The sequence below is a fragment of the Brevundimonas sp. GW821-FHT10A07 genome (genome assembly GCF_059415785.1).
The window spans coordinates 266916-289504 of record NZ_JBWKNX010000001.1 but is presented as its reverse complement, the minus strand read 5'-3'; the positions used below and the strand labels follow the sequence as shown (position 1 = coordinate 289504).

At 67.1% G+C, this 22589-nt stretch carries 24 protein-coding genes; 12 read left to right on the top strand and 12 right to left on the bottom strand.

Going from position 1 to position 22589, the window contains the following annotated elements; all coding sequences use genetic code 11:
* Nucleotides 1–22: 22 nt before the first annotated feature.
* The gene (locus tag AC07NC_RS01370) at nucleotides 23–388 is read left to right on the top strand and encodes a VOC family protein (RefSeq protein ID WP_494568363.1); all 366 of its coding nucleotides are present in this window, start codon (nucleotides 23–25) and stop codon (nucleotides 386–388) included.
* On the opposite strand, the gene rnd is transcribed toward AC07NC_RS01370, so the two are convergent.
* Nucleotides 385–1536: a ribonuclease D gene (gene rnd, locus AC07NC_RS01365; protein ID WP_035307894.1), complete on the bottom strand. Its 1152-nt coding sequence runs from the start codon at nucleotides 1534–1536 to the stop codon at nucleotides 385–387. The two genes, AC07NC_RS01370 and rnd, sit on opposite strands and share 4 nt — an antisense overlap.
* Nucleotides 1537–1615: 79 nt before the next feature.
* Here rnd and purM point away from each other — a divergent pair, with 79 nt between their 5' ends.
* Nucleotides 1616–2653: a phosphoribosylformylglycinamidine cyclo-ligase gene (purM, locus tag AC07NC_RS01360; RefSeq protein WP_494568362.1), complete on the top strand. Its 1038-nt coding sequence runs from the start codon at nucleotides 1616–1618 to the stop codon at nucleotides 2651–2653.
* A 68-nt stretch (nucleotides 2654–2721) separates the two neighbouring features.
* Here purM and AC07NC_RS01355 read toward each other — a convergent pair whose 3' ends face one another.
* Nucleotides 2722–4326, bottom strand: a complete 1605-nt coding sequence (locus tag AC07NC_RS01355; protein ID WP_494568361.1) for a S10 family peptidase — start codon at nucleotides 4324–4326, stop codon at nucleotides 2722–2724.
* 144 nt (nucleotides 4327–4470) lie between these two features.
* Here AC07NC_RS01355 and purN point away from each other — a divergent pair, with 144 nt between their 5' ends.
* On the top strand, nucleotides 4471–5073 hold the full coding sequence (gene purN / locus AC07NC_RS01350) for a phosphoribosylglycinamide formyltransferase (RefSeq protein ID WP_494568360.1): 603 nt from the start codon (nucleotides 4471–4473) through the stop codon (nucleotides 5071–5073).
* Between the two features lie 19 nt (nucleotides 5074–5092).
* On the opposite strand, the gene AC07NC_RS01345 is transcribed toward purN, so the two are convergent.
* Complete coding sequence (locus tag AC07NC_RS01345; RefSeq protein ID WP_494568359.1) at nucleotides 5093–5758, bottom strand: TetR/AcrR family transcriptional regulator; 666 nt, start codon at nucleotides 5756–5758, stop codon at nucleotides 5093–5095.
* A gap of 134 nt (nucleotides 5759–5892) precedes the next feature.
* Between AC07NC_RS01345 and AC07NC_RS01340 the strand changes: the two genes are divergently transcribed.
* Nucleotides 5893–6702 (top strand): SDR family oxidoreductase, encoded by an 810-nt coding sequence (locus AC07NC_RS01340; protein WP_492073639.1) that lies wholly within the window; start codon nucleotides 5893–5895, stop codon nucleotides 6700–6702.
* Between the two features lie 127 nt (nucleotides 6703–6829).
* Nucleotides 6830–8881, top strand: a complete 2052-nt coding sequence (locus AC07NC_RS01335) for a M13 family metallopeptidase (protein WP_494568358.1) — start codon at nucleotides 6830–6832, stop codon at nucleotides 8879–8881.
* Nucleotides 8882–8973: 92 nt separating this feature from the next.
* Here AC07NC_RS01335 and AC07NC_RS01330 read toward each other — a convergent pair whose 3' ends face one another.
* The 4 genes from AC07NC_RS01330 to AC07NC_RS01315 form a co-directional block, all read right to left on the bottom strand.
* On the bottom strand, nucleotides 8974–9174 hold the full coding sequence (locus AC07NC_RS01330) for a YMGG-like glycine zipper-containing protein (protein WP_054766136.1): 201 nt from the start codon (nucleotides 9172–9174) through the stop codon (nucleotides 8974–8976).
* 123 nt (nucleotides 9175–9297) lie between these two features.
* On the bottom strand, nucleotides 9298–9717 hold the full coding sequence (gene ndk, locus AC07NC_RS01325; RefSeq protein WP_494568357.1) for a nucleoside-diphosphate kinase: 420 nt from the start codon (nucleotides 9715–9717) through the stop codon (nucleotides 9298–9300).
* A 78-nt stretch (nucleotides 9718–9795) separates the two neighbouring features.
* Nucleotides 9796–10215: a type II toxin-antitoxin system VapC family toxin gene (locus AC07NC_RS01320; RefSeq protein ID WP_494568356.1), complete on the bottom strand. Its 420-nt coding sequence runs from the start codon at nucleotides 10213–10215 to the stop codon at nucleotides 9796–9798.
* Nucleotides 10212–10547, bottom strand: coding sequence for a type II toxin-antitoxin system Phd/YefM family antitoxin (locus AC07NC_RS01315; protein WP_494568355.1), 336 nt, complete (start codon nucleotides 10545–10547; stop codon nucleotides 10212–10214). The genes AC07NC_RS01320 and AC07NC_RS01315 overlap by 4 nt, the downstream gene beginning before the upstream one ends.
* Nucleotides 10548–10594: 47 nt before the next feature.
* Between AC07NC_RS01315 and AC07NC_RS01310 the strand changes: the two genes are divergently transcribed.
* The 5 genes from AC07NC_RS01310 to AC07NC_RS01290 all read left to right on the top strand — a co-directional run bounded on the left by AC07NC_RS01310 (nucleotide 10595) and on the right by AC07NC_RS01290 (nucleotide 15088).
* Nucleotides 10595–12484 (top strand): ABC-F family ATP-binding cassette domain-containing protein, encoded by a 1890-nt coding sequence (locus tag AC07NC_RS01310; RefSeq protein WP_035307887.1) that lies wholly within the window; start codon nucleotides 10595–10597, stop codon nucleotides 12482–12484.
* Nucleotides 12484–12726, top strand: coding sequence for a DUF2164 domain-containing protein (locus AC07NC_RS01305; protein ID WP_494568354.1), 243 nt, complete (start codon nucleotides 12484–12486; stop codon nucleotides 12724–12726). The genes AC07NC_RS01310 and AC07NC_RS01305 overlap by 1 nt, the downstream gene beginning before the upstream one ends.
* A 233-nt stretch (nucleotides 12727–12959) precedes the next feature.
* Nucleotides 12960–14108, top strand: coding sequence for a PAS domain S-box protein (locus AC07NC_RS01300; RefSeq protein WP_494568353.1), 1149 nt, complete (start codon nucleotides 12960–12962; stop codon nucleotides 14106–14108).
* Complete coding sequence (locus AC07NC_RS01295; RefSeq protein WP_494568352.1) at nucleotides 14105–14317, top strand: hypothetical protein; 213 nt, start codon at nucleotides 14105–14107, stop codon at nucleotides 14315–14317. Before AC07NC_RS01300 ends, AC07NC_RS01295 begins: the two co-directional genes overlap by 4 nt.
* A 255-nt stretch (nucleotides 14318–14572) precedes the next feature.
* Nucleotides 14573–15088: a P-loop nucleotide/nucleoside kinase family protein gene (locus tag AC07NC_RS01290; protein WP_494568381.1), complete on the top strand. Its 516-nt coding sequence runs from the start codon at nucleotides 14573–14575 to the stop codon at nucleotides 15086–15088.
* 59 nt (nucleotides 15089–15147) lie between these two features.
* Here the strand turns inward: AC07NC_RS01290 and AC07NC_RS01285 are convergent, their stop codons facing one another.
* Both AC07NC_RS01285 and AC07NC_RS01280 read right to left on the bottom strand, forming a co-directional pair.
* Nucleotides 15148–17637 carry a glycoside hydrolase family 3 protein gene (locus AC07NC_RS01285; protein WP_494568351.1) on the bottom strand — a complete coding sequence of 830 codons (2490 nt, stop codon included), beginning with the start codon at nucleotides 17635–17637 and terminating at the stop codon, nucleotides 15148–15150.
* Nucleotides 17638–17876: 239 nt separating this feature from the next.
* Nucleotides 17877–19241 (bottom strand): alpha/beta hydrolase family protein, encoded by a 1365-nt coding sequence (locus tag AC07NC_RS01280; RefSeq protein WP_494568350.1) that lies wholly within the window; start codon nucleotides 19239–19241, stop codon nucleotides 17877–17879.
* A 91-nt stretch (nucleotides 19242–19332) separates the two neighbouring features.
* Between AC07NC_RS01280 and AC07NC_RS01275 the strand changes: the two genes are divergently transcribed.
* Complete coding sequence (locus tag AC07NC_RS01275) at nucleotides 19333–20124, top strand: LytTR family DNA-binding domain-containing protein (RefSeq protein ID WP_494568349.1); 792 nt, start codon at nucleotides 19333–19335, stop codon at nucleotides 20122–20124.
* A 67-nt stretch (nucleotides 20125–20191) separates the two neighbouring features.
* Here AC07NC_RS01275 and AC07NC_RS01270 read toward each other — a convergent pair whose 3' ends face one another.
* From AC07NC_RS01270 to AC07NC_RS01260, 3 genes are read right to left on the bottom strand one after another with little or no spacing between them, the layout of a single operon-like run.
* Nucleotides 20192–20413 (bottom strand): DUF3126 family protein, encoded by a 222-nt coding sequence (locus AC07NC_RS01270; RefSeq protein WP_040349403.1) that lies wholly within the window; start codon nucleotides 20411–20413, stop codon nucleotides 20192–20194.
* Between the two features lie 52 nt (nucleotides 20414–20465).
* The gene (cysE, locus tag AC07NC_RS01265; RefSeq protein WP_494568348.1) at nucleotides 20466–21287 is read right to left on the bottom strand and encodes a serine O-acetyltransferase; all 822 of its coding nucleotides are present in this window, start codon (nucleotides 21285–21287) and stop codon (nucleotides 20466–20468) included.
* A gap of 20 nt (nucleotides 21288–21307) precedes the next feature.
* The gene (locus tag AC07NC_RS01260; protein ID WP_494568347.1) at nucleotides 21308–21934 is read right to left on the bottom strand and encodes an NUDIX domain-containing protein; all 627 of its coding nucleotides are present in this window, start codon (nucleotides 21932–21934) and stop codon (nucleotides 21308–21310) included.
* A 45-nt stretch (nucleotides 21935–21979) separates the two neighbouring features.
* Here AC07NC_RS01260 and AC07NC_RS01255 point away from each other — a divergent pair, with 45 nt between their 5' ends.
* A complete protein-coding gene (locus tag AC07NC_RS01255) occupies nucleotides 21980–22588 on the top strand; it encodes a nitroreductase family protein (RefSeq protein ID WP_494568346.1) in 609 nt (202 codons plus the stop codon).
* Nucleotide 22589: the final 1 nt, after the last annotated feature.

Here is a 22589-nt window from a genome sequence, read left to right as displayed (position 1 = left end):
TCGTCGAACGAGAGGAACACTCATGCCCGTAACCGGAATCGGCGGCTTCTTCTTCCGCGCTCGGGATCCACAGGCGCTTTCGGCCTGGTATCTGAAGCACCTGGGCGTCGGCGCCCCAGAGGGTCAGTTCCTGTGGGATCAGCAGGCCGGGCCGACCGTCTTCTCGCCGTTCAAGGATACGAGCGACTATTTCGCCCAGGACCGGCGCTGGATGCTGAACCTGCGCGTCGAAGGCCTGGACGCTCTGATCGCTTCGCTTAAAGCCTCCGGCGTGGAGGTCATCACCAAGGAAGACTGGGACGCCAGCCCCGAGGTCGGACGCTTCGCCCGCATCCACGACCCCGAGGGCAATCCCATCGAACTGTGGGAGCCGCCGGCCGGCGCCTAACCCTCGATCTCGACGACCTCGACCCGCGATCCGCTCAGCACCAGGGCGATCTCGCCGCGCTTCAGCTTCAGCGCGTCCTCGCCGAAGATCTGGCGGCGCCAGCCCTTCAACGCATCCACATCGGCGTCGTCGGTGACGGCGATCTTTTCCAGATCGGACACGGTGGCGATCAGCTTGGACGCCACCCCGGCGTTGTCGCTCTTGGCCTTCAGCAGCACCTTCAGCAGCTCCACCACCGACGGCGGCGCGGGCTGGCGATGGGCCGGCCGCTCCATCTCGGGCGCATGGGATTCGGGGTCGGCCAGGACGCGCTTCAGCTCCTCGGCCAGCTCCAGGCCCAGGCGCGATCCGCCGAAGCCCTTGGGCACCGAACGCAGACGGTTGAAGGCCTCGGGGTCGGTGGGGGTCTGTTGCGCGACCTCGTCGATGCCCTCGTCCTTCAGGATTCGGCCGCGCGGCTGGTCGCGCTCCTGGGCGGCGCGCTCGCGCCAGACGGCCACGGCCTTGAAGGCCGCCAGGTATTTGGCCGAGAATTTCTTGGGCTTCAGCCGCTTCCAGGCGTTCTCGGGATTGGTGTCGTAAAGGGCCGGATCGATCAGGCTCTCCATCTCCGACATCACCCAGTCCAGCCGGCCTTCCTTCTTCAGCCGGTCGCGCAGCTTGGGATACAGGGCCGCCAGATGGGTCACGTCGCCCAGCGCATAGACCAGCTGGCTGTCCGACAGCGGGCGTCGCGCCCAGTCGGTGAAGCGGCTGCCCTTGTCCAGTTCGACGCGCAGCATCTGCCGCACCAGCGAATCATAGGCGACCTGTTCGCCGAACCCGGCGGCCATGGCCGCCACCTGGGTGTCGAACATCGGCCTGGGCATGGCGCCCAGGCGCACGAAGATCTCGACGTCCTGGCGGCAGGCGTGGAAGACCTTGATGATCTTCGGATCGCGCAACAGGTCCAGGAAGGGCTCCAGGTCCAGGCCTTCCGCCATGGGATCGATGATCCCGGCGTGATCGGCGGACGCGGCCTGGATCAGGCACAGCCTGGGCCAGTAGGTCGTTTCCCGCATGAACTCGGTGTCGACCGTGATGAACGGGGCGGTGGCGAGGCGGGCGCAAAAATCGGCCAGCGCCTCATTGGTGGTGATCGGCGTCATTCCGATGCTATAGCCCCCCGCAACCCACCTGTGGCAAGAGCCGCGCTGCATTTCCGCCCCGATTCCAGGCCTGAGACCCATGAGCGACACCCAAAAGCCTCTCGAAAACGGCCTGACCTACGCCGACGCCGGTGTGGACATCGACGCAGGCGAGATGCTGGTCGAACACATCAAGCCCCTGGCCAGGTCCACGGCGCGCCCCGGTTCGGAGCCGTCGCTGGGCGGTTTCGGCGCCCTGTTCGACCTGAAGGCCGCCGGATTTGAAGATCCGCTGATCGTCACCACCACCGACGGCGTCGGCACCAAGCTGAAGATCGCCATCGAAACCGGCCGTCATGACGGCGTCGGGATCGACCTGGTCGCCATGTGCGTCAACGACCTCTTGGCCCAGGGCGCCGAGCCGCTGCTGTTCCTCGACTACTACGCCACCGGCCGGCTTGAGATCGACGCCGCCCGCCGCGTGGTGGCCGGCATCGCCGAGGGCTGCCGCCAGGCCGGTTGCGCCCTGGTCGGCGGCGAAACCGCTGAAATGCCGGGCATGTACACCGACGGCGACTATGATCTGGCCGGGTTCAGCCTGGGCGCGGTCGAGCGCGGCCACGCCCTGCCCTATCTGGATCGCCAGGCGGCCGGCGACATCATCATCGGCCTGGGCTCCACCGGCCCGCACTCGAACGGCTATTCCCTGGTCCGCAAGGTGGTCGAGAAGTCCGGCCTGGCCTGGGGCGACGACGCCCCCTTCGCCAAGGACCGCTCGCTGGCCCAGGCCCTGATGGAGCCGACCCGCATCTATGTGAAGCCGGTCCTGCCCCTGATGAAGGCGGGCCTGGTCAAGGGCGCGGCCCACATCACCGGCGGCGGCCTGATCGAGAACCCGCCCCGCTGCATCGCCGAGGGGCTGAAGGCTTCGTTCGACTGGAACAACTGGCCCATGCCCCACGTCTTCCAGTGGCTGGCCGAAACCGGCGGCATCAGCGACCACGAGATGCGCCGCACCTTCAACTGCGGCGTCGGCTTCATCCTGATCGTCTCGCCCGAAAACGCCGAGCCGGTGCTGGCCGCCCTGCTGAACGCGGGCGAGGTCGCCTTCGTCTGCGGACAGCTGGAAGCGGCCTGATCCTTCGACGCGCCGGTTTCGCATGAAACAAGGGCCGGAGGCGGCGACGCCTCCGGCCCTCTTGCGTATCAGCGCGCGCCGCCGTTCGCCGTTTCGCTGTAGAAACGCGACAGGTCGGCGTGCAGTTTCACCAGGGCGTCGTGGCTCAGGTACATCATGTGCCCGCCCTCATAATAGGTGAACTCCAGGTTCGGCCTCAGGCTGGGCTCCAGCATCATCTGGGCCAGGTCGAACTCGGTCGAGAAGAAGGGGGTGGCGGCGTCGTAATAGCCGTTCAGCGCCATCACCTTCAGATACGGATTGCGCCGCATCGCCGTGGCCAGATCGACCGCCGTATTCGGCGTCGTCTGCGGCCCGCCGACCGGCGGACGGTGGTTCCAGTTCCAGTTGAAGCCCGGCAGGCCCCGCGCCGACATCCGGTATTCGACGTCGGTGTCGTACTTCAGCTCATTGGCCACATAGTCGCGGAAGATGCCGAAATAGGCCCCCGTCACGGCCGAGCTGGAGGGATCGTCCTCGGGCGAATCCCCAGAGGCGTCGTCGTCCAGACCCAGATAGCGGGTGTCCAGTCGCCCGATGGTCTGGCGCCGGTCACGCAGCAGTTCCTTGCGGAAGCTGCTCAGCTCGACCCGCAGATTGGCGTTGTCGATGAAAATGGGCGACAGGCCCGTCAGTTCGCTCATCTGACGCACGATGTCGGCGCGCTCGGCGTCCGAGATCATATGCCCCTTGGCCAGGGCCGAGGCGTAGGGCCCAAGCGCGAAGTCACGCGCCCGCTGCACCTGTTCCTCCACCGTCGCCGCCGGATGGGCCAGCTTGCGGTGATACCAGGCCGTCGCCGCATAGGTCGGCAGCAGGGTGACGAAATTCTGCGGATAGCCCGGCTGACGCACGCCGTAGTTCATGATCGACGACAACAGCACCACCCCGTTCAGCGACATGCCCCGGTCTTCCAGCTGGAAGGCCACGGCGCCGGTGCGCAGGGTGCCGTAGGATTCGCCGATGATGTATTTCGGGCTGGACCAGCGGCTGAACTTGGTCGTGTAGCGCATGATGGCGCGGGCGAAGGCGTCGGCGTCCTGATCCACGCCCCAGAAGGCCGAACCCGCCGTCTCGCCCAGCGGCCGCGAGAAGCCCGCCCCTACCATGTCGATGAAGACCAGGTCCGTCTGGTCCAGCAAGGTCATGTCGTTGGGGCCGAAAGCGAAGGGCGCGGGCCGCACCACCGTCGGCTCATCGGTCTGGACCCGCATCGGCCCGAACGAGCCCATGTGCAGCCACACCGTCGGCGAGCCCGGCCCGCCGTTATAGAGATAGGTCACAGGCCGCGTCCCCAGCGGCTGACCGTCCAGCGTATAGGCGGTGTAGAACAGGCTGGCCGTCGGCATGCCCGCGTCGTCGCGGATCGTCAGCGTCCCCGCCGTCGCGTGATACCGCAGGGTCTTGCCATGGGCGTTGACCGAATGGGCCGTCGTGACCTCGGCCTCCTTGACCGGCGCGCGCGCCCAGTCCTTTTCGATGGAGTCAGCGTTGGCGTTGCGGAACCGGTCGGTCGCCGAGCGCATCGCGCCGCCGCCGCTGGCGCCGCTGTTCGAACCGCTCTCCTGAGCGAAGGACGCTGCGGGCGCGCCCAACATCGCGGCCATGGCCGCGAGGCAGATCAGTCTCTTCATGCGATAATCCCCTGTACCCGCCGCCCCTCAGGACCCCTCGTCGGATGGGCGGCGTTACACGGTAACGTCCGAACACGGCGGACAACAAGAGCGGATCGCGTTTGATCCTTGCCAAGCGTCGCCCGCCCCGCCATGGGGGCGGCCATGTCGTCCCGAGCCGTTTCTCCCGTCCGCGTCGCCGTCCTGATCTCCGGGACCGGCTCCAACATGGCCGCCCTGATCGACGCCGGTCAGGCCGCCGACAGCGGCTATGAGGTCGCCCTGGTCCTGTCCAACATCGAAGACGCGGGCGGTCTGGCCATCGCCTCGGCCAAGGGCGTCGCGACCGTCTCCATCCCCCACAAGCCGTTCGGCAAGGACCGCGAGGCCCATGAGCGGGCGGTTGACGAGGCCCTGCGCGCGGCCGGCGTCGAGGTGGTCGCCCTGGCCGGCTATATGCGGATCCTGACGCCGTGGCTGGTGCGCGCATGGGAGGGCCGGATGCTGAACATCCACCCCAGCCTGCTGCCCCTCTATCCCGGCCTCGACACTCACGCCCGCGCCATCGCCGCCGGCGACGCCGAGGCCGGCTGCACCGTTCATCTGGTCACCGAAGGCGTGGACGAAGGTCCGATCCTGGGCCAGGCCCGCGTGCCGGTCCTGGGCGACGACACGCCCGCCGCCCTGGCCGAGCGGGTGAAGACGGCGGAACATGGATTGTATCCTCAGGTGCTGGCGAGCTTCTGCAAGGGTTTGGCGCGGGCCTGAACCTCTCCATGCTGCGCCGTCAGGCCCGGTCCGAAGGCGCATAATCCGGCGTCAGGTACCGGGTCAGCATCAGGGCGGTTTCCTCGATAAGCCGCACGCGTTTGTCAGGCGTCAGGGCGCAGGCCTGAACCACCAGGGCATGCGCCGCTTCGACCACTGTGGTGGCGTGCCATTCGCGGTCCTGGGGCAGGACATGCCGTGCGCGGAGCGCCAGCAAGCGATCGACGACGACCCGGGTGTGACCGAGCAATGCGGTGCTTTCCGGACTGCTGGAGGCGCGCACGGCCCGATAGACGTGTTGATAGGCGGGATGGGCCTGATGAAAGTCCGTCAGCGCATGCAGGACCCATTCGACCGCCTGACGCAGGGGCCAAACCGCAATGCCCGCCTGCTCCTGACGGCTCAGAATCTGTTCGGTCTCGTGCACATAGCGCACCGCCAGCATCTCGATGATCGCGCGCTTGTGGGGGAAGAAGCGATACAGCACCCCGACCGACGTGCTGGCCCGCGCAGCGATCATATTGGTCGTGGCGTTGTCCACGCCCATTTCGCCGATCACTTCGGCGGCGGCGTCGAGGATCTGCTCAACCCGCCGACGGCCGCGATCCTGGACCGGCGGCCGCCGCACAGGCCCGCTTCCGGTGGGCCCGGAACCGTCCTGAGCATCCGTCGGGTTGGCGGCCATGGGTCTCCCTGTGACTTGGACTCCGCCCGGCCTCATTCGGCGACGACGGAGCGAAGGGCTTCCTCGACTACCAGCCTTGTCAAATGAGAGCAAATACTCCAGTTCTTGAATACTGCGGACACGGATGGACTCTCATGAGCAGGATTGGCGGCAAGACGGTTCTGATCACCGGCGGGGCGTCCGGGATCGGCGCGCTGATGGCGCGGAGGTTCGTCGCTGAGGGCGCCGCGCATCTGGTTCTCTGGGATATCCAGGCGGAGGCCATGGAGCGACTGGCCCACGACTTGGCCGGGGGCGGCGTCGCCGTGTCGACCTATCTGGTCGATCTGGCCGACCCCGAACGTATCCGCGCCACGGTTCAAGAGATGAACGAGGCCGGGATCAAGGTCGACATGCTGGTGAACAACGCCGGCGTGGTGACCGGTCGGCCCTTCGTCGCCCACAGCCCCGACGACATCGCGCGAACCATGGATGTGAACGCGCTGGCGCCGATGTATGTGGCGCACGCCGTCCTGCCCGGCATGATCGCCCGCGGCGGCGGCCATATCGTCAACATCGCCTCCGCAGCCGGCCTGGTTTCCAACCCCAAAATGTCGGTCTACTGCGCCAGCAAATGGGCCGTGATCGGCTGGTCCGATTCCCTGCGCATCGAAATGGAGCAAGAGGCGACCGGCGTGAAGGTCACGACCGTCATGCCCTATTACATCGACACCGGCATGTTCCAGGGCGTGCGTTCGCCCGTCATCCCCATCCTCAGACCCGACAAGGTCGTCGATCGGATCGTCGCGGCGATCAAGACGGACAGGATCGTTCTGCGACTGCCGTGGATCGTGAACCTTTTGCCCTTGGTCCGCGGTCTTCTGCCGGTACGATGGTTCGACCTGATCGGCGGGCGCTGGCTGGGCGTCTATCATTCGATGGACGACTTCCAGGGAAGGCGATGAGGTTCAGGCGTGAGCCGCTGACCGCATCCACCGGGAACCGCCTCTCGCCGGATTACGAAAACTTCATGCGACAGGCCGCCGCACCGGCGCAAAGGTGCGGCCGACAAAAATCGGGACCCTATCCTTCATGAATCGTATTCGCCTTATGGCCGCCTGCTCGGCCTGTATCGTCGTCGCCCTGACCGGCGGCGCCTCGGCCCAGGACCACTCGCACGGCGCGCACGGCGCCCCCGCCCCCTTCGGCGCCTGGGGCTTTGACCTCGCCGGCCGCGACACCAGCGTCAAGCCGGGCGACGACTTCAACGAATACGCCAACGGAACCTATCTCCGCACCACCGAGATCCCCGCCGACAAGGCCCGGTTCGGTCCCTTCGACGTCCTCTATGAGAACGCCCAGTCCCAGCTGAAGTCGATCATCGAGACCAGCGCCGCGAATCCGGTCAACGCCAACGCCCAGAAGGTCGGCGCCCTCTACGCCAGCTTCATGGATGAAGCCCGCGTCGAACAGCTGGGCGCCGCGCCCATGGCCGCCGACCTCGCCGCCGTGAAGGCGATTACCGACCACGCCGCCATGGCCCGCCTGATGGGCGCCAGCCATTCCGGCTTCGGCGGCTCCCTGTTCGGCGTCGCCGTGTTCGAGGACCTGCAGAACCCGAACATCAACTCGGCCTATCTGGCCCAGGGCGGGCTCGGCCTGCCCGACCGCGACTATTATCTGAAGCCGGACTTCGCCGCCCAACGCGCGGCCTATCTGGCCTATCTGACCCAGACCCTGACCGCCATCGGCTGGACCAATCCGGCCCAGAGCGCCGCCGACATCCTGGCCTTCGAGACCAAGGTCGCCGAGAAACACTGGACCACGGTCGAGCGTCGCCAGATCGACAAGCTCTACAACCCGTCCAAGGTCGCCGATCTGGCGACCCTGGCCCCCGGCTTCGACTGGACCGCCTTCCTCGACGGCGCCCAGGTCGGCAACCTCGACACCCTGGTACTGATGGAGAACACGGCCTTCCCGGGCATCGCCCAGGTCTTCGCCGAAACCCCGATCGAGACCCTGAAGGCGTGGGAGGCGACCCAGATCGTCGATCAGGCCAGCCCCTATCTGTCCAAGGCCTTCGTCGACGCCCGCTTCGACTTCCGCGGCAAGACCCTGCGCGGCCAGCCCGAGAACCGTCCCCGCTGGAACCGCGGCGTGGCCCTGGTCGACGGCCAGTTGGGCGAAGTCCTGGCCCAGGAATATGTCCGCCTGCACTTCCCCGCCTCGTCCAAGGCCCAGATGGAGACCCTGGTCGACAATATCCGCGCGGCCATGACCGAACGGCTCAAGACCCTGGACTGGATGAGCGAGGCGACCCGCGAACAGGCCCTCTACAAGATGTCCAAGTTCGGGGTGAAGATCGGCTATCCGGACAAGTGGCGGTCGTATGACGGTCTCGAACTGACCGCCGGCGACCTGTACGGCAATGTCGAACGCTCCAGCGCCTTCGAGTGGGCCTATCAGCGCGGCAAGATCGGCAAGCCCGTCGATCCGCTGGAATGGGGCATGACGCCCCAGACGGTGAACGCCTATTACAACCCGCCGCGCAATGAGATCGTCTTCCCGGCGGCCATCCTGCAGGCGCCCTTCTTCGATCCGAACGCGGACCCGGCCGTCAACTACGGCGGCATCGGCGCCGTCATCGGCCACGAGATCACCCACGGCTTCGACGACCAGGGCCGCAAGTCCGACGGCGACGGCGTGCTGCGCGACTGGTGGACGCCGGAAGACGCCGCCCGGTTCGAGGCGCGCGCCAAGGTTCTGGGCGACATCTACAATAGCCTGGAGCCCCTGCCCGGCGTCCACGTCAACGGCGATCTGACCATGGGCGAGAACATCGCCGACCTGGGCGGCCTGCTGCTGGCGCTCGACGCCTACCACAAGTCGCTGAACGGCCAGCCGGCCCCGGTGATCGACGGCCTGTCGGGCGACCAACGCGTCTTCCTGGGCTGGGCCCAGGTCTGGCGCGAGAAGTCGCGCGAGGCGGCGCTGAAGGAGCAACTGACCACGGATCCGCACTCGCCGGGTTCGGTCCGCGCCGCCACCTCGCCGCGCAACATCGACGCCTGGTACGCGGCCTTCGGCGTCTCGCCGGACCAGAAGGCCTACATCGCCCCCGAGGCCCGCGCTCGCATCTGGTAAGCGGTCGCACAGCCTGAACGGAAAAGGCCCGGAGCATCGCTCCGGGCCTTTCTTTTCAGCCGTTGGGCTTTTTCAGCACAAGGCTGAAGGTCTTACTTCGGCGTGGTCGCTGCACCGGCGACAGCGCCGATCGCGGCGCCCGCCACGGTCGAACCGGTGTTGCCGCCAACGACCTGGCCAGCGACAGCGCCACCCAGGGCGCCGGTGGCGGCGCGTTGTTCCATGGTCTGGCCGCAGGCGGCCAGCAAGGCCACGGCGCCGATGACGGGGGTCAGTTTCAGGATGGTCTTCATGGGTCTGCTCCGGGAGGGGGACGATACGGGACTGACCCAACGAAAAGGCCCGCGTCCGGTTCCGGACGCGGGCCTTTATACTGGGACTACGCTCGGGACGCGGTCCCTCGCGGCTTAAGCGCCTTAGCCGACGATCTGGTCGTTGGTGAAGAACTGGGCGATCTCGATCTTGGCGTTGTCCTGGCTGTCCGAACCGTGGACCGAATTCTCGCCGATCGACAGGGCGAACAGCTTGCGAATCGTGCCTTCGGCGGCCTGTTCGGGGTTGGTGGCGCCCATGATTTCACGATAGGCGGCCACGGCGTTCTCGCCTTCCAGCACCTGGACGACCACCGGCTCGGCGGTCATCTGCTCGACCAGCTCGCCGTAAAACGGACGCTCGGCGTGGACTTCGTAGAACTTCTTGGCCTGGTCGGTCGACAGCTTGACGCGACGCTGGGCCACGATGCGCAGGCCGGCGCCTTCGATCACGGCGTTGATCGCGCCGGTCAGATTGCGGCGGGTCGCGTCGGGCTTGATGATCGAGAAGGTGCGTTCGGTCATGGGAATTGACTTCTTGTTAGGGAGACTAAGGGTCGCGGGCTTATAGCGACGCCCCGCCCCCGCGCCAAGCCCGTCTTATCAGCAGGCGATGGCGCGGACGTGACCGGCGGCGGCGTAGTCCAGAATGGCGCGGTCGCGGGTGATCAAAGTCAAGTCATGAGCCCGCGCTGTGGCGATCAACATCCGATCGGCGGGATCTCGATGAAGAGGCGGCGGAAGATGCGCGACATCCAAGAGAATGTCCGGCGCCAGGTCTTTGATGCGCGCATGAGCCGTATTGACGGCTTCCCAGAACCAGGCGCGGACATCGCGTCGTAAAATCTGGACCAACTCTGGCTTGCTGGCCAGATAGCCCATTTCCCAAGCCGACGCGGCCGAGACAAACAATTCGCCCTGCACAGCCGCCGCACTGATCATTTCGACAGCCGCCGGCCGAAGTGCGACCCCCTCGACGATCCAGATCAGGGCGTGGGTGTCCAGCAATACCCCGTCACTCACGCCTCGTGACTTTCAAGGCCGAGATCAATCTCATCCAACCCCATGTCGGCTTCAACCGTTGTGCCGAAAACCTGTTGGTAGATCGGTTTGTCCAGGTCGATGCTAGGATCGATGACAATGGATCCCTTCATCGCGCCGAACATGCTCATGGGGTTCCAGGACGCCTCGCCGTCGCCTGTCGGGGAGGCCAGCACCGCCACCTCCTTGCCGCGCTTGGTCACCCGAACCCTGCGGATCTCGCCCGAGTTCACGCGATCCAGCAGGTCCAGGCACTTGGCCTTGAACTCCGTGGCCGTTATGACGACCTCGCCGCTTACAAGATCATACGTCATGACTGGTCATATAGAGATGACCGGTCAGAAAGTCCATTGCGCCTCCCATGCTCCAGATCACCGACCTGACCTTCAACGCCTGGGGCCGCAAATTCCTCGTGGACGCCTCCGTCAGCCTGCCGCCGGGCGCCAAGGTCGGCCTGGTGGGCCGCAACGGCATCGGCAAGTCCACCCTGTTCAAGCTGATCCTGGGCGAGTTGAACGCCAACGGCGACGAGATCAGCCTGCCGAAGACCGCCCGCATCGGCTCGGTCGACCAGGAGCACCCAGCCACCCCCGTCAGCGTCATCGACACCATTCTTGAGGCCGACGTCGAACGCCACACCCTGCTGGGCCGGCTGGAGACGGCGCCCCCCGAAGAGATGGGCGAGATCTGGGCCCGCCTGATCGAGATCGACGCCGACGCCGCCCCGGCGCGCGCCGCCGAAATCCTGGTCGGCCTGGGCTTCGACCAGGAGAACCAGGCCCGGCCCATGTCCGAGTTCTCGGGCGGCTGGCGGATGCGCGTCGCCCTGGCCGCCGCCCTGTTCGCCGAGCCGGACATGCTGCTGCTCGACGAACCGACCAACTACCTCGACCTGGAAGGCGCCCTGTGGCTTGAGGCGCGGCTGAAGAAATACCCGCACACGGCCCTGATCATCTCCCACGACCGCGAGATGCTGAACGAGGTCTGCACCCATATCCTGCACCTCGCGAACCACACCCTGACCCTCTACACCGGGAACTACGACGCCTTCGAAAAGGCTCGCGCCGAAAAGGCCCGGCTGCAGCTGTCGGCCAAGGCCAAGCAGGACGCCGAACGCGCCCACCTCCAGGCCTTCGTCGACCGGTTCAAGGCCAAGGCCTCCAAGGCCGCCCAGGCCCAGTCGCGGATGAAGCGGCTGGAGAAGATGCAGCCCGTGGCCACCACCATCGAGGAGCGCGTCGCCCCCTTCACCCTGCCCTCGCCGCCGCGCCCCCTGGCCCCGCCGCTGATCCGGCTGGAGCGGGCCAATGTCGGCTATGACGTCGGCAAGCCGATCCTGCGCAATCTGAACCTGCGGATGGACCTGGACGACCGTATCGGCCTGCTGGGCGTCAACGGCGCGGGCAAGTCCACCTTCGCCAAGATGATCGCCGGCGCCCTGGACGTGTCCGAGGGCGAACTGCACCGCGACCGCAAGATGCGCGTGGGCTGGTTCCACCAGCACCAGATCGAGGCGATGGACCCCACCGACACGCCGCTGGAGATCATCCGCCGCGCCATGCCGGACGCCCCCGAAAGCGCCCGCCGCTCCAAACTGGCCCAGTTCGGCCTGGGCTATGAGAAGCAGGAAACCACGGTCGACAGCCTGTCGGGCGGCGAACGCGCCCGCCTGCTGCTGAACATGGTGGCCATGGATGCGCCCCACGTCCTGATCCTTGACGAACCGACCAACCACCTGGACATCGACAGCCGCCGCGCCCTGCTCGACGCCCTGAACGACTATTCCGGCGCCGTCATCCTGATCACCCACGATCGCTCGCTGATGGAGATGGTGGCCGACCGGCTGTGGCTGGCGGCCGACGGCACGGTCAAGCCGTTCGACGGCGACATGGACGACTACGCCAGGTTCGTTCTGGACCGCGCCAAACAGGCCATCGCCAAGCCCAGCCAGATCAAGAAGGAAGAGGCCGCCGCCGCGCCGGCCGCCCAGAACAACAAGGGCAAGAAGAACGACCGCAAATCCGGCCCCTCCCCCTCGACCCTGCGTCACGCGGTCAAGAAGGCCGAGGAGACCATGGCCCGCCTGACCGCCGAGATCGCCCGCATCGACGACGACATGGCCAACGCCGCCGTCAACAACCCCAAGGCCCTGGAAGGCCTGACCCGCGCCCGCGCGAAGACCCAGGCCGACCTGGACGCCGCCGAGGTCGCCTGGGTCGCGGCGGAAGAGGCGCTCGCCGAGGTGGCGTGATGAAGCCGATCAAGTTCAGTCGGGAGGAAACCGCCGCGATAGCGGCGAAGCTGCGACCCTATTTTCGGGACGAACTGGACGTCGAACTGCGCGACCTTCAGGCCCAGATGCTGATCGACTTTCTCAGCTCCGAGATCGGGCCCTTCTTCTACAACCGCGCCCTCTACGACGCTCAGGCGGTGCTGAAGAAAAAGGCCGACGACATCTCTGAGGCTATCGCCGGGCTGGAACGCAGCGAGTGATCGCGTCCCCTCTCGGTTTAGGACGGGAAAGACACCCTGGCCTTCGTCGCCGATGCGGGGTGAGGCGGCGGGTCGCCGTCGTTCGGAAATATCGGTTCTCGCAGAAGAGTTTACCTCATCCCTCCTAATCACCGGCTTCAGACGAAAGCTTGGCTATTGCTGGTCGCATCAGCCCATTGCCACGGGTCGAGCGACTATCTACGGTCATGCGCCCTTCGGAAGCAGATTTGGTCATGAATAAATCTATCGGTGTGACCAGCGAGCGCCTCGGACGCATCGTCGAAGAAGCTGCGAGCGAGGTCTATATATTCGGCGAGCCCGACTTCTACTTTCGACTCGTCAACAGGGGCGCCCGCGACAATCTCGGCTATAATTCCGAAGAACTCTCACGGCTGACACCTTGGGATCTGAAGCCGAATATCAGTCGTGCCGATTTCCTGAGACTGATCAAACCCCTCCAATCTGGCGAGGTCGACAGACTTGACTTCGACACCCTCCACCAACGCAAGGACGGCAGCACATACAATGTGTCCGTCAAGCTTCAACTCTTTGACGACGGCGATGACGCGGTCTTCTATGCCGCCATCAAGGATACGACGGATTATCGACGTGTTGAGGCCGCGCTGCGAGAAACAGCCACCCGACTTGATGTCATATTGAGCAACACGACCATGGCCGTCTTCCTCATGGATGAACGACAGCACTGTGTATTCATGAACAGGGCGGCGGAGAAACTCACGGGCTATGCTTTCGCGGAAACGACCGGACGCCCCCTCCACGACGTGATTCATCACACCCATCCGGACGGCTCGCCCTTTCCCCTGTCGGAGTGCGCCATCGACCGCGCCTTCCCGGAACGGGCCGGGACGCAGGGCGAGGAGGTTTTTGTCCATAAGGACGGCTCCTTCTACCCTGTCGCCTTCACGGCCAGCCCGATCCACGACAGCGAGGCGAAGGTCATCGGCACCGTCATCGAAGCGCGCGACATCAGTGAGGAGAAACGCAGCGAGGAGGCCCGCCAGCTGCTGATGAACGAGGTCGATCACAGGGCGCGCAATGTTCTCTCGATCGTCCAGTCACTCACGCGGCTGACCCGCGCCGACGACGTCGAAAGCTACAAGGATGCCCTCGCCGGGCGGATCGGCGCCCTCGCGCGCGCGCAGACCTCACTGGCCAGTCGGCGTTGGGAAGGCGGGCGGCTGGAGGATGTGGTCAGGGAAGAGCTGGAAGCCCTTTGCCCCAGGGACACCGTGGACACCCACGGCCCCGAGATCGGTCTTTCGCCCACCAGGTCCAGCCCCTCAGCATGCTGCTCCACGAACTGGCGACCAACGCCAACAAATACGGGGCCTGCAGCAATGGCGGCGGCCGTGTCTCGGTGACCTGGACGCTGAAGGAGGGTCAGGTGACGCTCCAGTGGCGCGAAACCGGCGGTCCCACGGTTGTTCCGCCGACCCGAGAAGGCTTCGGATCCTCCCTGAAGGCCAGAGTGGTGCGTCAGCTGGGCGGCGCCCTGACCCGCCAGTGGGCGACCGACGGGCTGATCGTCGAAGTCGCCTTCCCGCTCGACCCGCTGCAGAAGCCGGCCTGAACACGAGCCTTCTGGTCGGAGAGCGGAGGCGGTCCGACAGCCCCCTCGACGAATACAGGCCTGTGGAACCCTGTCCGCTTTCCGGACCACACCCCGGGTCACCGTTCGACCGAGGCTGTGCGAAAACGCGACGGATCAGCTAGACTCCTGACGCGCAGCGGGAGGTGAGCATGAGCCGCTTCCGGCTTGCTGCGTGCCGGTAGCTTGATAGGTTGACGGCGCAGAGCGCGAGACGGAACGATGAGGCGCAGGTTGGTGATCGTGTCTGGAGCGCCAGGCGCCGGTAAAACGACCCTTGCGGTCCCGCTTGCGGCTTATCTCCACTATCCGCTGTTCTCCAAGGATTTTATCAAGGAGACCTTGGTGGATGTTCTGGGCGACGACGCCGGATCGTTGGACGCTTCCAGGCGATTGGGCGGCGCGGCCATGGAGCTTTTATGGTCGCTGGCGACGAGGACGCCGTTCGCAGTTTTGGAGGCGAATTTCCGTCCTCATAGCGACTATGAATTGGGAAAACTTCGGTCCCTTAAAGCCGACATTGTGGAAATCCATTGTGATTGCGGGCCGGCTGAAACGGCCAGGAGGTTTGCTGCACGGGCTGCGACTTCCACCCATCACGCTGGCGCTCACCCCCTACGCGCTCTGCCGCCGGCTATGTTGGCCGAATATGACCGGCCCATGGGTGTGGGGGCCACCATAGCCGTGGACACAACCAAACCGATCGATATTCCCGCCCTCGCTTTGGACGTATGCGACCGCTGGGCTTTGTAAAGACCGCTTTCCACCCTGAGCGGAAGCTTAACGCTTCCGCTCAGGGAGTTCACAGCCGCTCACCCCGGACAGCGCGTCTCCGTCTGGCTGGCGTCCAGCCGGATCTCCGACACTGACACCGTCATCTTGCCCGACGTCGCCATGTGGAACGGCACCTCGACCTTCGACAGATCCCCGCCGTCGGTGCGGAAACAGGTCAGGGGGATGCGGGCCTCGCGCCACTGGCCCACAGAGGCCGAACGCAGCAGGCCGGTCAGGTCGATGGCTCCGCCGCCCAGCTTGAAGGCCACAGGCGCGCTCGGCGCAGCGTCCACCCGGTAGCGGAAGCCCAGGGCCACGGCCCCATTGGCCTGACGCGTCAGATCGACGGGCGTGCCCCAGATCTCGACGCTGGCCGCTCCCGTTCCCGCAAAGGCGAACTGCTGGCCGCTTTCCTGGGCCAGGTCGTCGACCGGGCGCGAGGCGACGCCGGCGCGCGGGCTGGACGCAGTCTTGGCCGTGCCGGGCCGGGTCTGTCCCCCGGCGTCGTTCAGCAGCAGGCTCCACGGCGAGACGAACCGACCGTCGACGAAATAGCGGTCCAGATTGGTCGCCTGGGCCGAGACCCCGCTCTCCTCCGACAGCATCCCCACCGTCGTCGGCGCGGCGTAGCTGAGGCCATAGCCATAGGCGAACTGGGGATCATAGCCCGGCTGGCCGTGGTTCAGCGGTGTCCCCGTCGCATCCTTGGGCCAGCTGAACGACAGCTTGCCGTGGAAGTCGTTGCGCGGCTTGCCGTCGGCGCCGCCCACCAGAATGTCGGCGACCCCGCCGCCCTCGGTCCCCGGCAGCCAGGCGGCCACGAAGGCGTCCGAGGCGTTGATCTCGGGATTGGTCCACATCGGACGGCCGGACAGGAAGACCGACACGGTCGGAATCCCAGCGGCCTTGAGGCGCTTCAGCGTCTCCAGCGGCGCGCTGGGCACGTAATCCAGATTGTCCACGTCGCCCTGGAACTCGGCATAGGGGGTCTCGCCGAAGACGACGATGGCGACATCAGGCTTGTCGGTGAAGCTGCCGTCCGCGCTCAGGGTCGCGCTCCCGCCCCCGGCCTTGACGGCCTCCTCGATCCCGCCCCAGATCGACTGGCCCTGGGGGAAGTCGGCGTTGGAATTGCCCGTCCCCTGCCAGCTCAGCGTCCAGCCGCCCGAGGCCTGGCCGATATCGTCGGCCGCCGTCCCCGCGACCAGGACCCGCGCATTGGCCTGGACCGGCAGGACGCCGTCGTTCTTCAGCAGGACCAGCGACTTGCGCACCGCCTCGCGCGCCAGGGCCCGGTGCGCCGGCGAGGCCAGTTCCTCGAACCGGCCCTCGACCGGCCGCGTCGGTTCGAACAGGCCGGTCTTGACCTTGGCGACCAGGATGCGGCGCACCGCTTCGTCCACCCGCGCCGCGGGGATCTCGCCCGACTTGGCCTGAGCCAGGGTCGAGGCGTACAGCGGCTTCCAGCTGTCGGGCGCCATCAGCATGTCGATGCCGGCGTTGACGGCCAGGGCGCAGCTCTCATTGGTGCAGCCCGGCAGTTGCCCGTGGGCGTTCCAGTCGGACACCACAAAGCCCTTGAACCCCAGCGGCCCGCGCAGCACGTCGGTCAGCAGGGTCGGATTGCCCGAGTGCTTGTAGCTATTCCAGCCCGAGAAGCTGGCCATGATCGACAGCACGCCCGCGTCGATCGCCTGGACATAGCCGCCCAGGTGGACGTCGATCAGCTCCTGCTCCGTGCCCCGGAAGTCGCCCTGGTCCTCGCCCTCGAAGGTGCCGCCGTCGGCCAGGAAGTGTTTCGCCGATCCTGCGATATGGCCGGGCGCCAGCGGCCGCCCCGGCTGCAGCTCGCCCTGAAGCCCCAGGGTCATCGGCCCCGCGTAGGACCGCTGGACCTCCGGATCCTCGGCGTATCCCTCATAGGACCGGCCCCAGCGGTCGTCGCGCGGCACGGCCAGGGTCGGGCCGAAGGTCCACTCCGCCCCCGTCACCGCAACCTCCAGCGCCGTCGCCGCCCCGATCCGCCGGATCAGGTCCGGATCACGCGCGGCGCCCAGGCCGATATTGTGCGGGAAGATGGTCGCGCCGGGGACGTTGTTATGCCCGTGCACCGCGTCGATGCCGTAGATCAGCGGGATGGTCGTGCCGCCGCGCGCCTCGTTGGCGGCGCGGAAGGCGCGGGCCAAGTCCAGCCACTTCTGCGCCGTCGCCTTGTCGTCGCCCCACGGACCGGAGCTGCCGCCGGCCAGGATCGAGCCCAGCGGATAGGTCTTCAGGTCATCCGGCGTGATCGAGCCGATATCGGCCTGGATCAGTTGCCCGACCTTCTCCTCCAGCGTCATCTTCGCCATCAGCTCGGTGACGAAGGCCTCGGTGCGCGCATCGCTGATCGCGGCCGGGGTCGCGGCCTGGGGCCAGAGGGCGGGATGGGCCCGCGCCGCCTCGGGAACCGCGGCCGTCTGGGCCAGGGCGGGGGCGCCGCCGCTCATGGCCAGGGCCAGAACCATCAGGGACACAGTCGTGCGCATCGGATTTCCTCGCAGGATGAACCAGGAGGCGTGCGTCTGACAGATCGGAAGACAGGCGGACAGGCGCGGCGGAATGGCGACATTCCGACCCTTTATCCTGTACGTCTGCTCCCGAGCGATCGATCCGCCGCCCTTCGACGCGGATTAGGGACGGGACGCCACGAACCGTCAAGCCATTTTTGAGAACGTTCTCAGGATCACCCCGCGCAAGTTGACGCAGGGCGACCGCGGACCGGATTTCACCGCCTGGGCGTCGCCAGCAGACGCCCGTCGCCATAGGCGCCGTCCAACCGCCCCGTCCGCGCCCAATCCAGCACGGCCTGATAATAGCCGGGCGCATAGCCGATGGAGGCGCGCCGCCCGTCCGCCGCCGTCTCGAACCTGACGATGCCGTGGTCGGTGTCGGGGTATTCCAGCAGGGTGATCGGCCGCCCTTGGGCCGCCAGGTCGATCAGCCGCCGCCGCGTAGCCTCAGGCGGGGCGCCGGTATCGTCTTCCGCCTGAATCCACAGCATGGGGGCGTCCAGACGGCTCAGCACCGGCAGCGGGTCATAGTCCCAGGAGGTTCCGACATCGAGCACCGGGGCCATGGCGACGATCTGGTCGTTCGGCGTGTTCAGCAACAGGCCGGTGAACTCGCCCTTGATATCGGCGAACCAGGGCTGGGCCCGATACTTGACTCGAACCGCCTCCAGACCGTCGAAGCCGACCGCCCCGCGCGAGGCGATGAAGGCGCCGGTCACATCGGTGATCTCGCGCGCCTGTTCCAGTACATCGGCGCCCCACCCCTTGGCCTTCAGGTCCAGCATCACCTGGTCGCTGTCCTCCGCCAGCGCGCCATAGGCCAGGCCGAAGCCGACGGTGACGAAGTCCACCCGCGTCAGGCTGGCGGCCAGCGGCGCGATCCAGCCGCCCTGGCTTGCGCCATGCAGGCCGACCCGGCCCGCCCGATCTCCGGCCAGCCGACGGGCCTCGACCACGGCGGCGGCGGCGTCCGCGGCCAGAACATGAAAGTCCTGAGTATAGCGCCCCTCCGATCCGCCAGAGCCGCGCTTGGCGTAGACGAAGACCCCGACGCCCGAGGCCGGGGCGAACCGTTGGAAGGCGTTGAAGTCCAGCGCATTGGCGCCTTCCGATCCGTGAACCTCGACCATGATGGGGACCGGCCCGTCGCCTGGCGGCAGGATCAGCCGCCCCCTCAGCCGCGTGCCACCCTGGCCGACGAAGGTCGTCTCGCGCACGTCCTGCACCTGGCGTCGTCCGGTCCGCCCCTCGAAGACGATCCGTCCCTCTTCGCAGGGTCCGAGCTGCGGCTGCGGGCCTTCGACGCGGGCGGTAAATCCCAGAGTGCTGACCCAATGACCCTGGGCGTCCAGCATCATCCTGGCCGTGGACCCGTCCAGCCGACGCCACCGCAGCCCCTCGTCCGCCAGCGGCGCGACGTCCACCCAACTGCCGTCGTCCAGCCGATAGACCCCAACATGACAGGCCACGGCCGGATCAGGCCGCGCATCGACGTCGGCTCCCGGCGCCTGGGCCAGAGCGGGAACGGCGACGGCGGAAACGATGAGGGTCAGGGCGGCGATGAGCCAGGATTGCGACATGGGCGTTCCGATCAGGGGGTGGGTTCTCGCCCAACGCCATTGCCGCGCGGCCGCCGGCTCGCTAGGCCCGACTTCGCGAACGGCGCCGTAGGTGCGCGAACGGGACGGCATGGGCCACAGGGCGAAGACCATCATCGGAGCGAAGTCCGCACGACGCTGGGCCGTCGATGCCCTCTTGCTCGCCGCTATGGGCCTGTTGCTCGGTTTCCTCGGCCCATTCGACTCGGACAATGCCCCCATCGCGTCCCGCTATGCCTATTGGATGACCTGTATGCTGGGCGGCGGCCTGATCGCCGTCGCCGTGGACGAGCGCCTGGGCCGGCGCTTGCCCGTCCTATGGCGACGGGTTGTCGTCACCTCGGCGCTCGCCACCCCGCTGGTGACCCTGTTCGTCGTCGTGACCCAGCACCTGATGTTCGCAGAGCAGCGCTGGTCGATCTATCTGCCGCTGCTCTGGCAGGTCTGGCCCATCATGCTGGCGGCCATGGCGGTCCGCGCCCTCGTCTGGCGTCGGCTTCCCACGCGGGTCGAGACCCGCACCCTCGTCGTCCCGCCCCTGCCCGAGGCCGAGGCGGTCTTCCGCCGCAGACTGTCGGCCAAACGCCGCAGCGCCCGACTGATCGCCATCGAGGCGCACGACCATTATCTGCGGGTCCATACCGATGCGGGGGCGGAGTTGATCACCCTACGGTTCGCCGATGCGCTGGATGAACTGTCACGCGCGCACGGATGGCGCGTTCACCGCTCATGGTGGGTGGCGGCCGATGCGGTGCAAGAGGTGCGCTGGCGGCGCGGTGTCGGCGAAATCCGCCTCGTCGGCGACCTGACGGCCCCGGTCAGCCGGACCCATGGCCCCGTGCTGAAAGCGGCGGGCTGGCTCTAGCGGCGCCGCCCGCCGGTCGTGCGTGATCGCCCGGTCTGGGCCGGACGATCACGACGTAGAACGAAAACTATTCAGGCAGGTCTTCCGCCAGGATCGCCATTTCGAACATGAACGAGCCTTCCTCGTCCTCGTCCTCGAAGACGATGCCGATGAACTCGTCGCCGACATAGACTTCGGCCGAGTCGTTCTGCTTGGGACGGGCCTTCACGATGATGCCGCCGGTGTTGAAGGTGCGCTTGAGGTGGGCCTCGATGCGCTTCAGGTCGGTGTCTTTCACGGGGGGCCTCATGGTCTTGGGTTGGCGGCGGACCCTAGAGAAGTCGGGCGTTGAGGGAAACCCGTCAGATCACGAAGTCGTACACCACGTCGGCCAACGTATGGTCCATGGTCCGCGCCGGCTCGGCCCCGGTGGGGCAGTTGACCAGCCGCGCCGGCACCCCGGCCACGGTGCAGCCCGACGGCACATCCTTCAGCACCACCGAGCCCGAGGCCACCTTGGCGTAGTCGCCGACGTGGATATTGCCCAGCACCTTGGCCCCGGCGCCCAGCAGCACCCCCTTGCCGATCTTGGGATGGCGGTCGCCGCGCTCGGCGCCCGTGCCGCCCAGGGTGACATTGTGCAGCATCGACACGTCGTCGCCGACCACCGCCGTCTCGCCGATGACGATGCCGGTGCCGTGGTCCAGGAACAGCCCCTTGCCCAGCCGCGCCGCCGGATGGATGTCCAGCTGGAACAGTTCCGAGATCCGGCTCTGGAAGTGGAAGGCCAGGGTCTCGCGTCCCTGTCCCCACAGCCAATGGGCCACGCGCCAGCCCTGCAGCGCCTGGAAGCCTTTGAAATACAGGAAGGGCTGCAACAGGTTGCGGATCGCCGGGTCGCGCTCGGCCACCGCCTGCAGATCGGCTTCCGCCGCCGCGACCATGGCCGGATCGGCGACGAAGGCCGACAGGCAGACCTCGCGCACCGACATGGCGCTCATTTCCGGATCGGCCAGTTTGCGCGCGATCTGGAAGCTGAGGGCGCCGGCCAGGTCGTCGTGCGACAGGATGACCGCGTTCATCTGCGAGCCCAGCTGGGGCTCCTCGCGCGAGGCGGCCTCGGCCGAGGCGCGCAGCTGGCGCCACACGCTGTCGGTTTCCGCAACGACTTCAAGCTTGGCCATGCCGGGCTCCTTCGGCGACATCATACCCGCCCTAGCATGGCCTGCGCCAGCGCCGGAGGCAGGGCTCCATTCTGCGCCATATGATAGGCCTTGTACGCCGTCGCCACCGTCAGACTGTCGCGCACCGTCCCGCGCCCGATCTCGTCGAGCAGATCCAGGAAGGGCACGCGCACGACGGCGATGATCTCCGTCGGGTCCGGCGCGACCGGCGCAGGGCTCAGGCCCCAGGCGATCCAGGTCTTGCCGATCTCGTCGGTGATGGAGTTGGACATCTCGACCGTCAGGGCCGGCGCCCAGTGCGCGGCCTCCAGCCCCGCCTCCTCGGCCAGTTCGCGCCGGACCCCGTCGAACGGATCCTCGTCCAGGGGCGCCCCGCCCTCGGGCATTTCCCAGGAATAGTTGGCCAGGGCGAACCGCTGCTGGCCCACCAGCACCACCGTCCCGTCGTCATGCACCGGCAGCACGCCGGTCCCGAGGTTCTTGAACCGCACGACGGCGTAGTCGGCCGCATGCCCCGTCGGCGCCGTCGCCGGATGCCGGGTCAGGCTCAGCCACGGGCTGTCGAACAGAACCTCGGTTCCGTCGCTGCGCCACGCCGGCGGCTTGACCAGTCCCTCGGCCCATTTCGGTTCGTCGGAATTGCTCATGGCTCACCTATGGCGAAGGCGGGGACGAAAGCCTAGCTAGACCGCATGACCGAGCTGCCCCTGATCCCCCTGAACGCTCCCCTGCCCGCCCCGGTCCCCTCGCAGGACCTGCGCGACCGGCTGGCCACGCGCCGCTCCGCCCCGGCCCAGGCCCTGACCGCTCCCGGCCCGACCGAGGCCGAGCTGGACCAGATCGTGACCCTGGGCGCCCGCACCCCCGATCACGGCAAGCTCTTCCCCTGGCGGTTCGTGGTCCTGGGCCCGCTCAGCCGCGCCCGGATCGCCGAACAACTGGCCGTCCTGGCCGAGACCCGCGACAAGCCGGCCAAGGACCAGGCGGTCCTGGCCAAGCTGACCGCCGCCCCCCTCACCATCCTGGTCGTCTCGACGCCCGTCCCCGCCGCCAAGCCGGTCTGGGAGCAACAGCTGTCGGCCGGCGCCGTCTGCATGAACCTGGAACACGCGGCCGGCGCCTTCGGCTATTCGTCAAGCTGGATCACCGACTGGTACAGCTACGACCCCCAGGCTGTGGCCCTGTTCGGCCTGACCGAGGGCGAAACCGTCGCCGGCTTCATCCACATCGGAACCCTGACCGAACCCGCCCTGGAACGCCCCCGCCCGGACATGGCCGCCAGGGTCACGCGCCTGCCCTAGG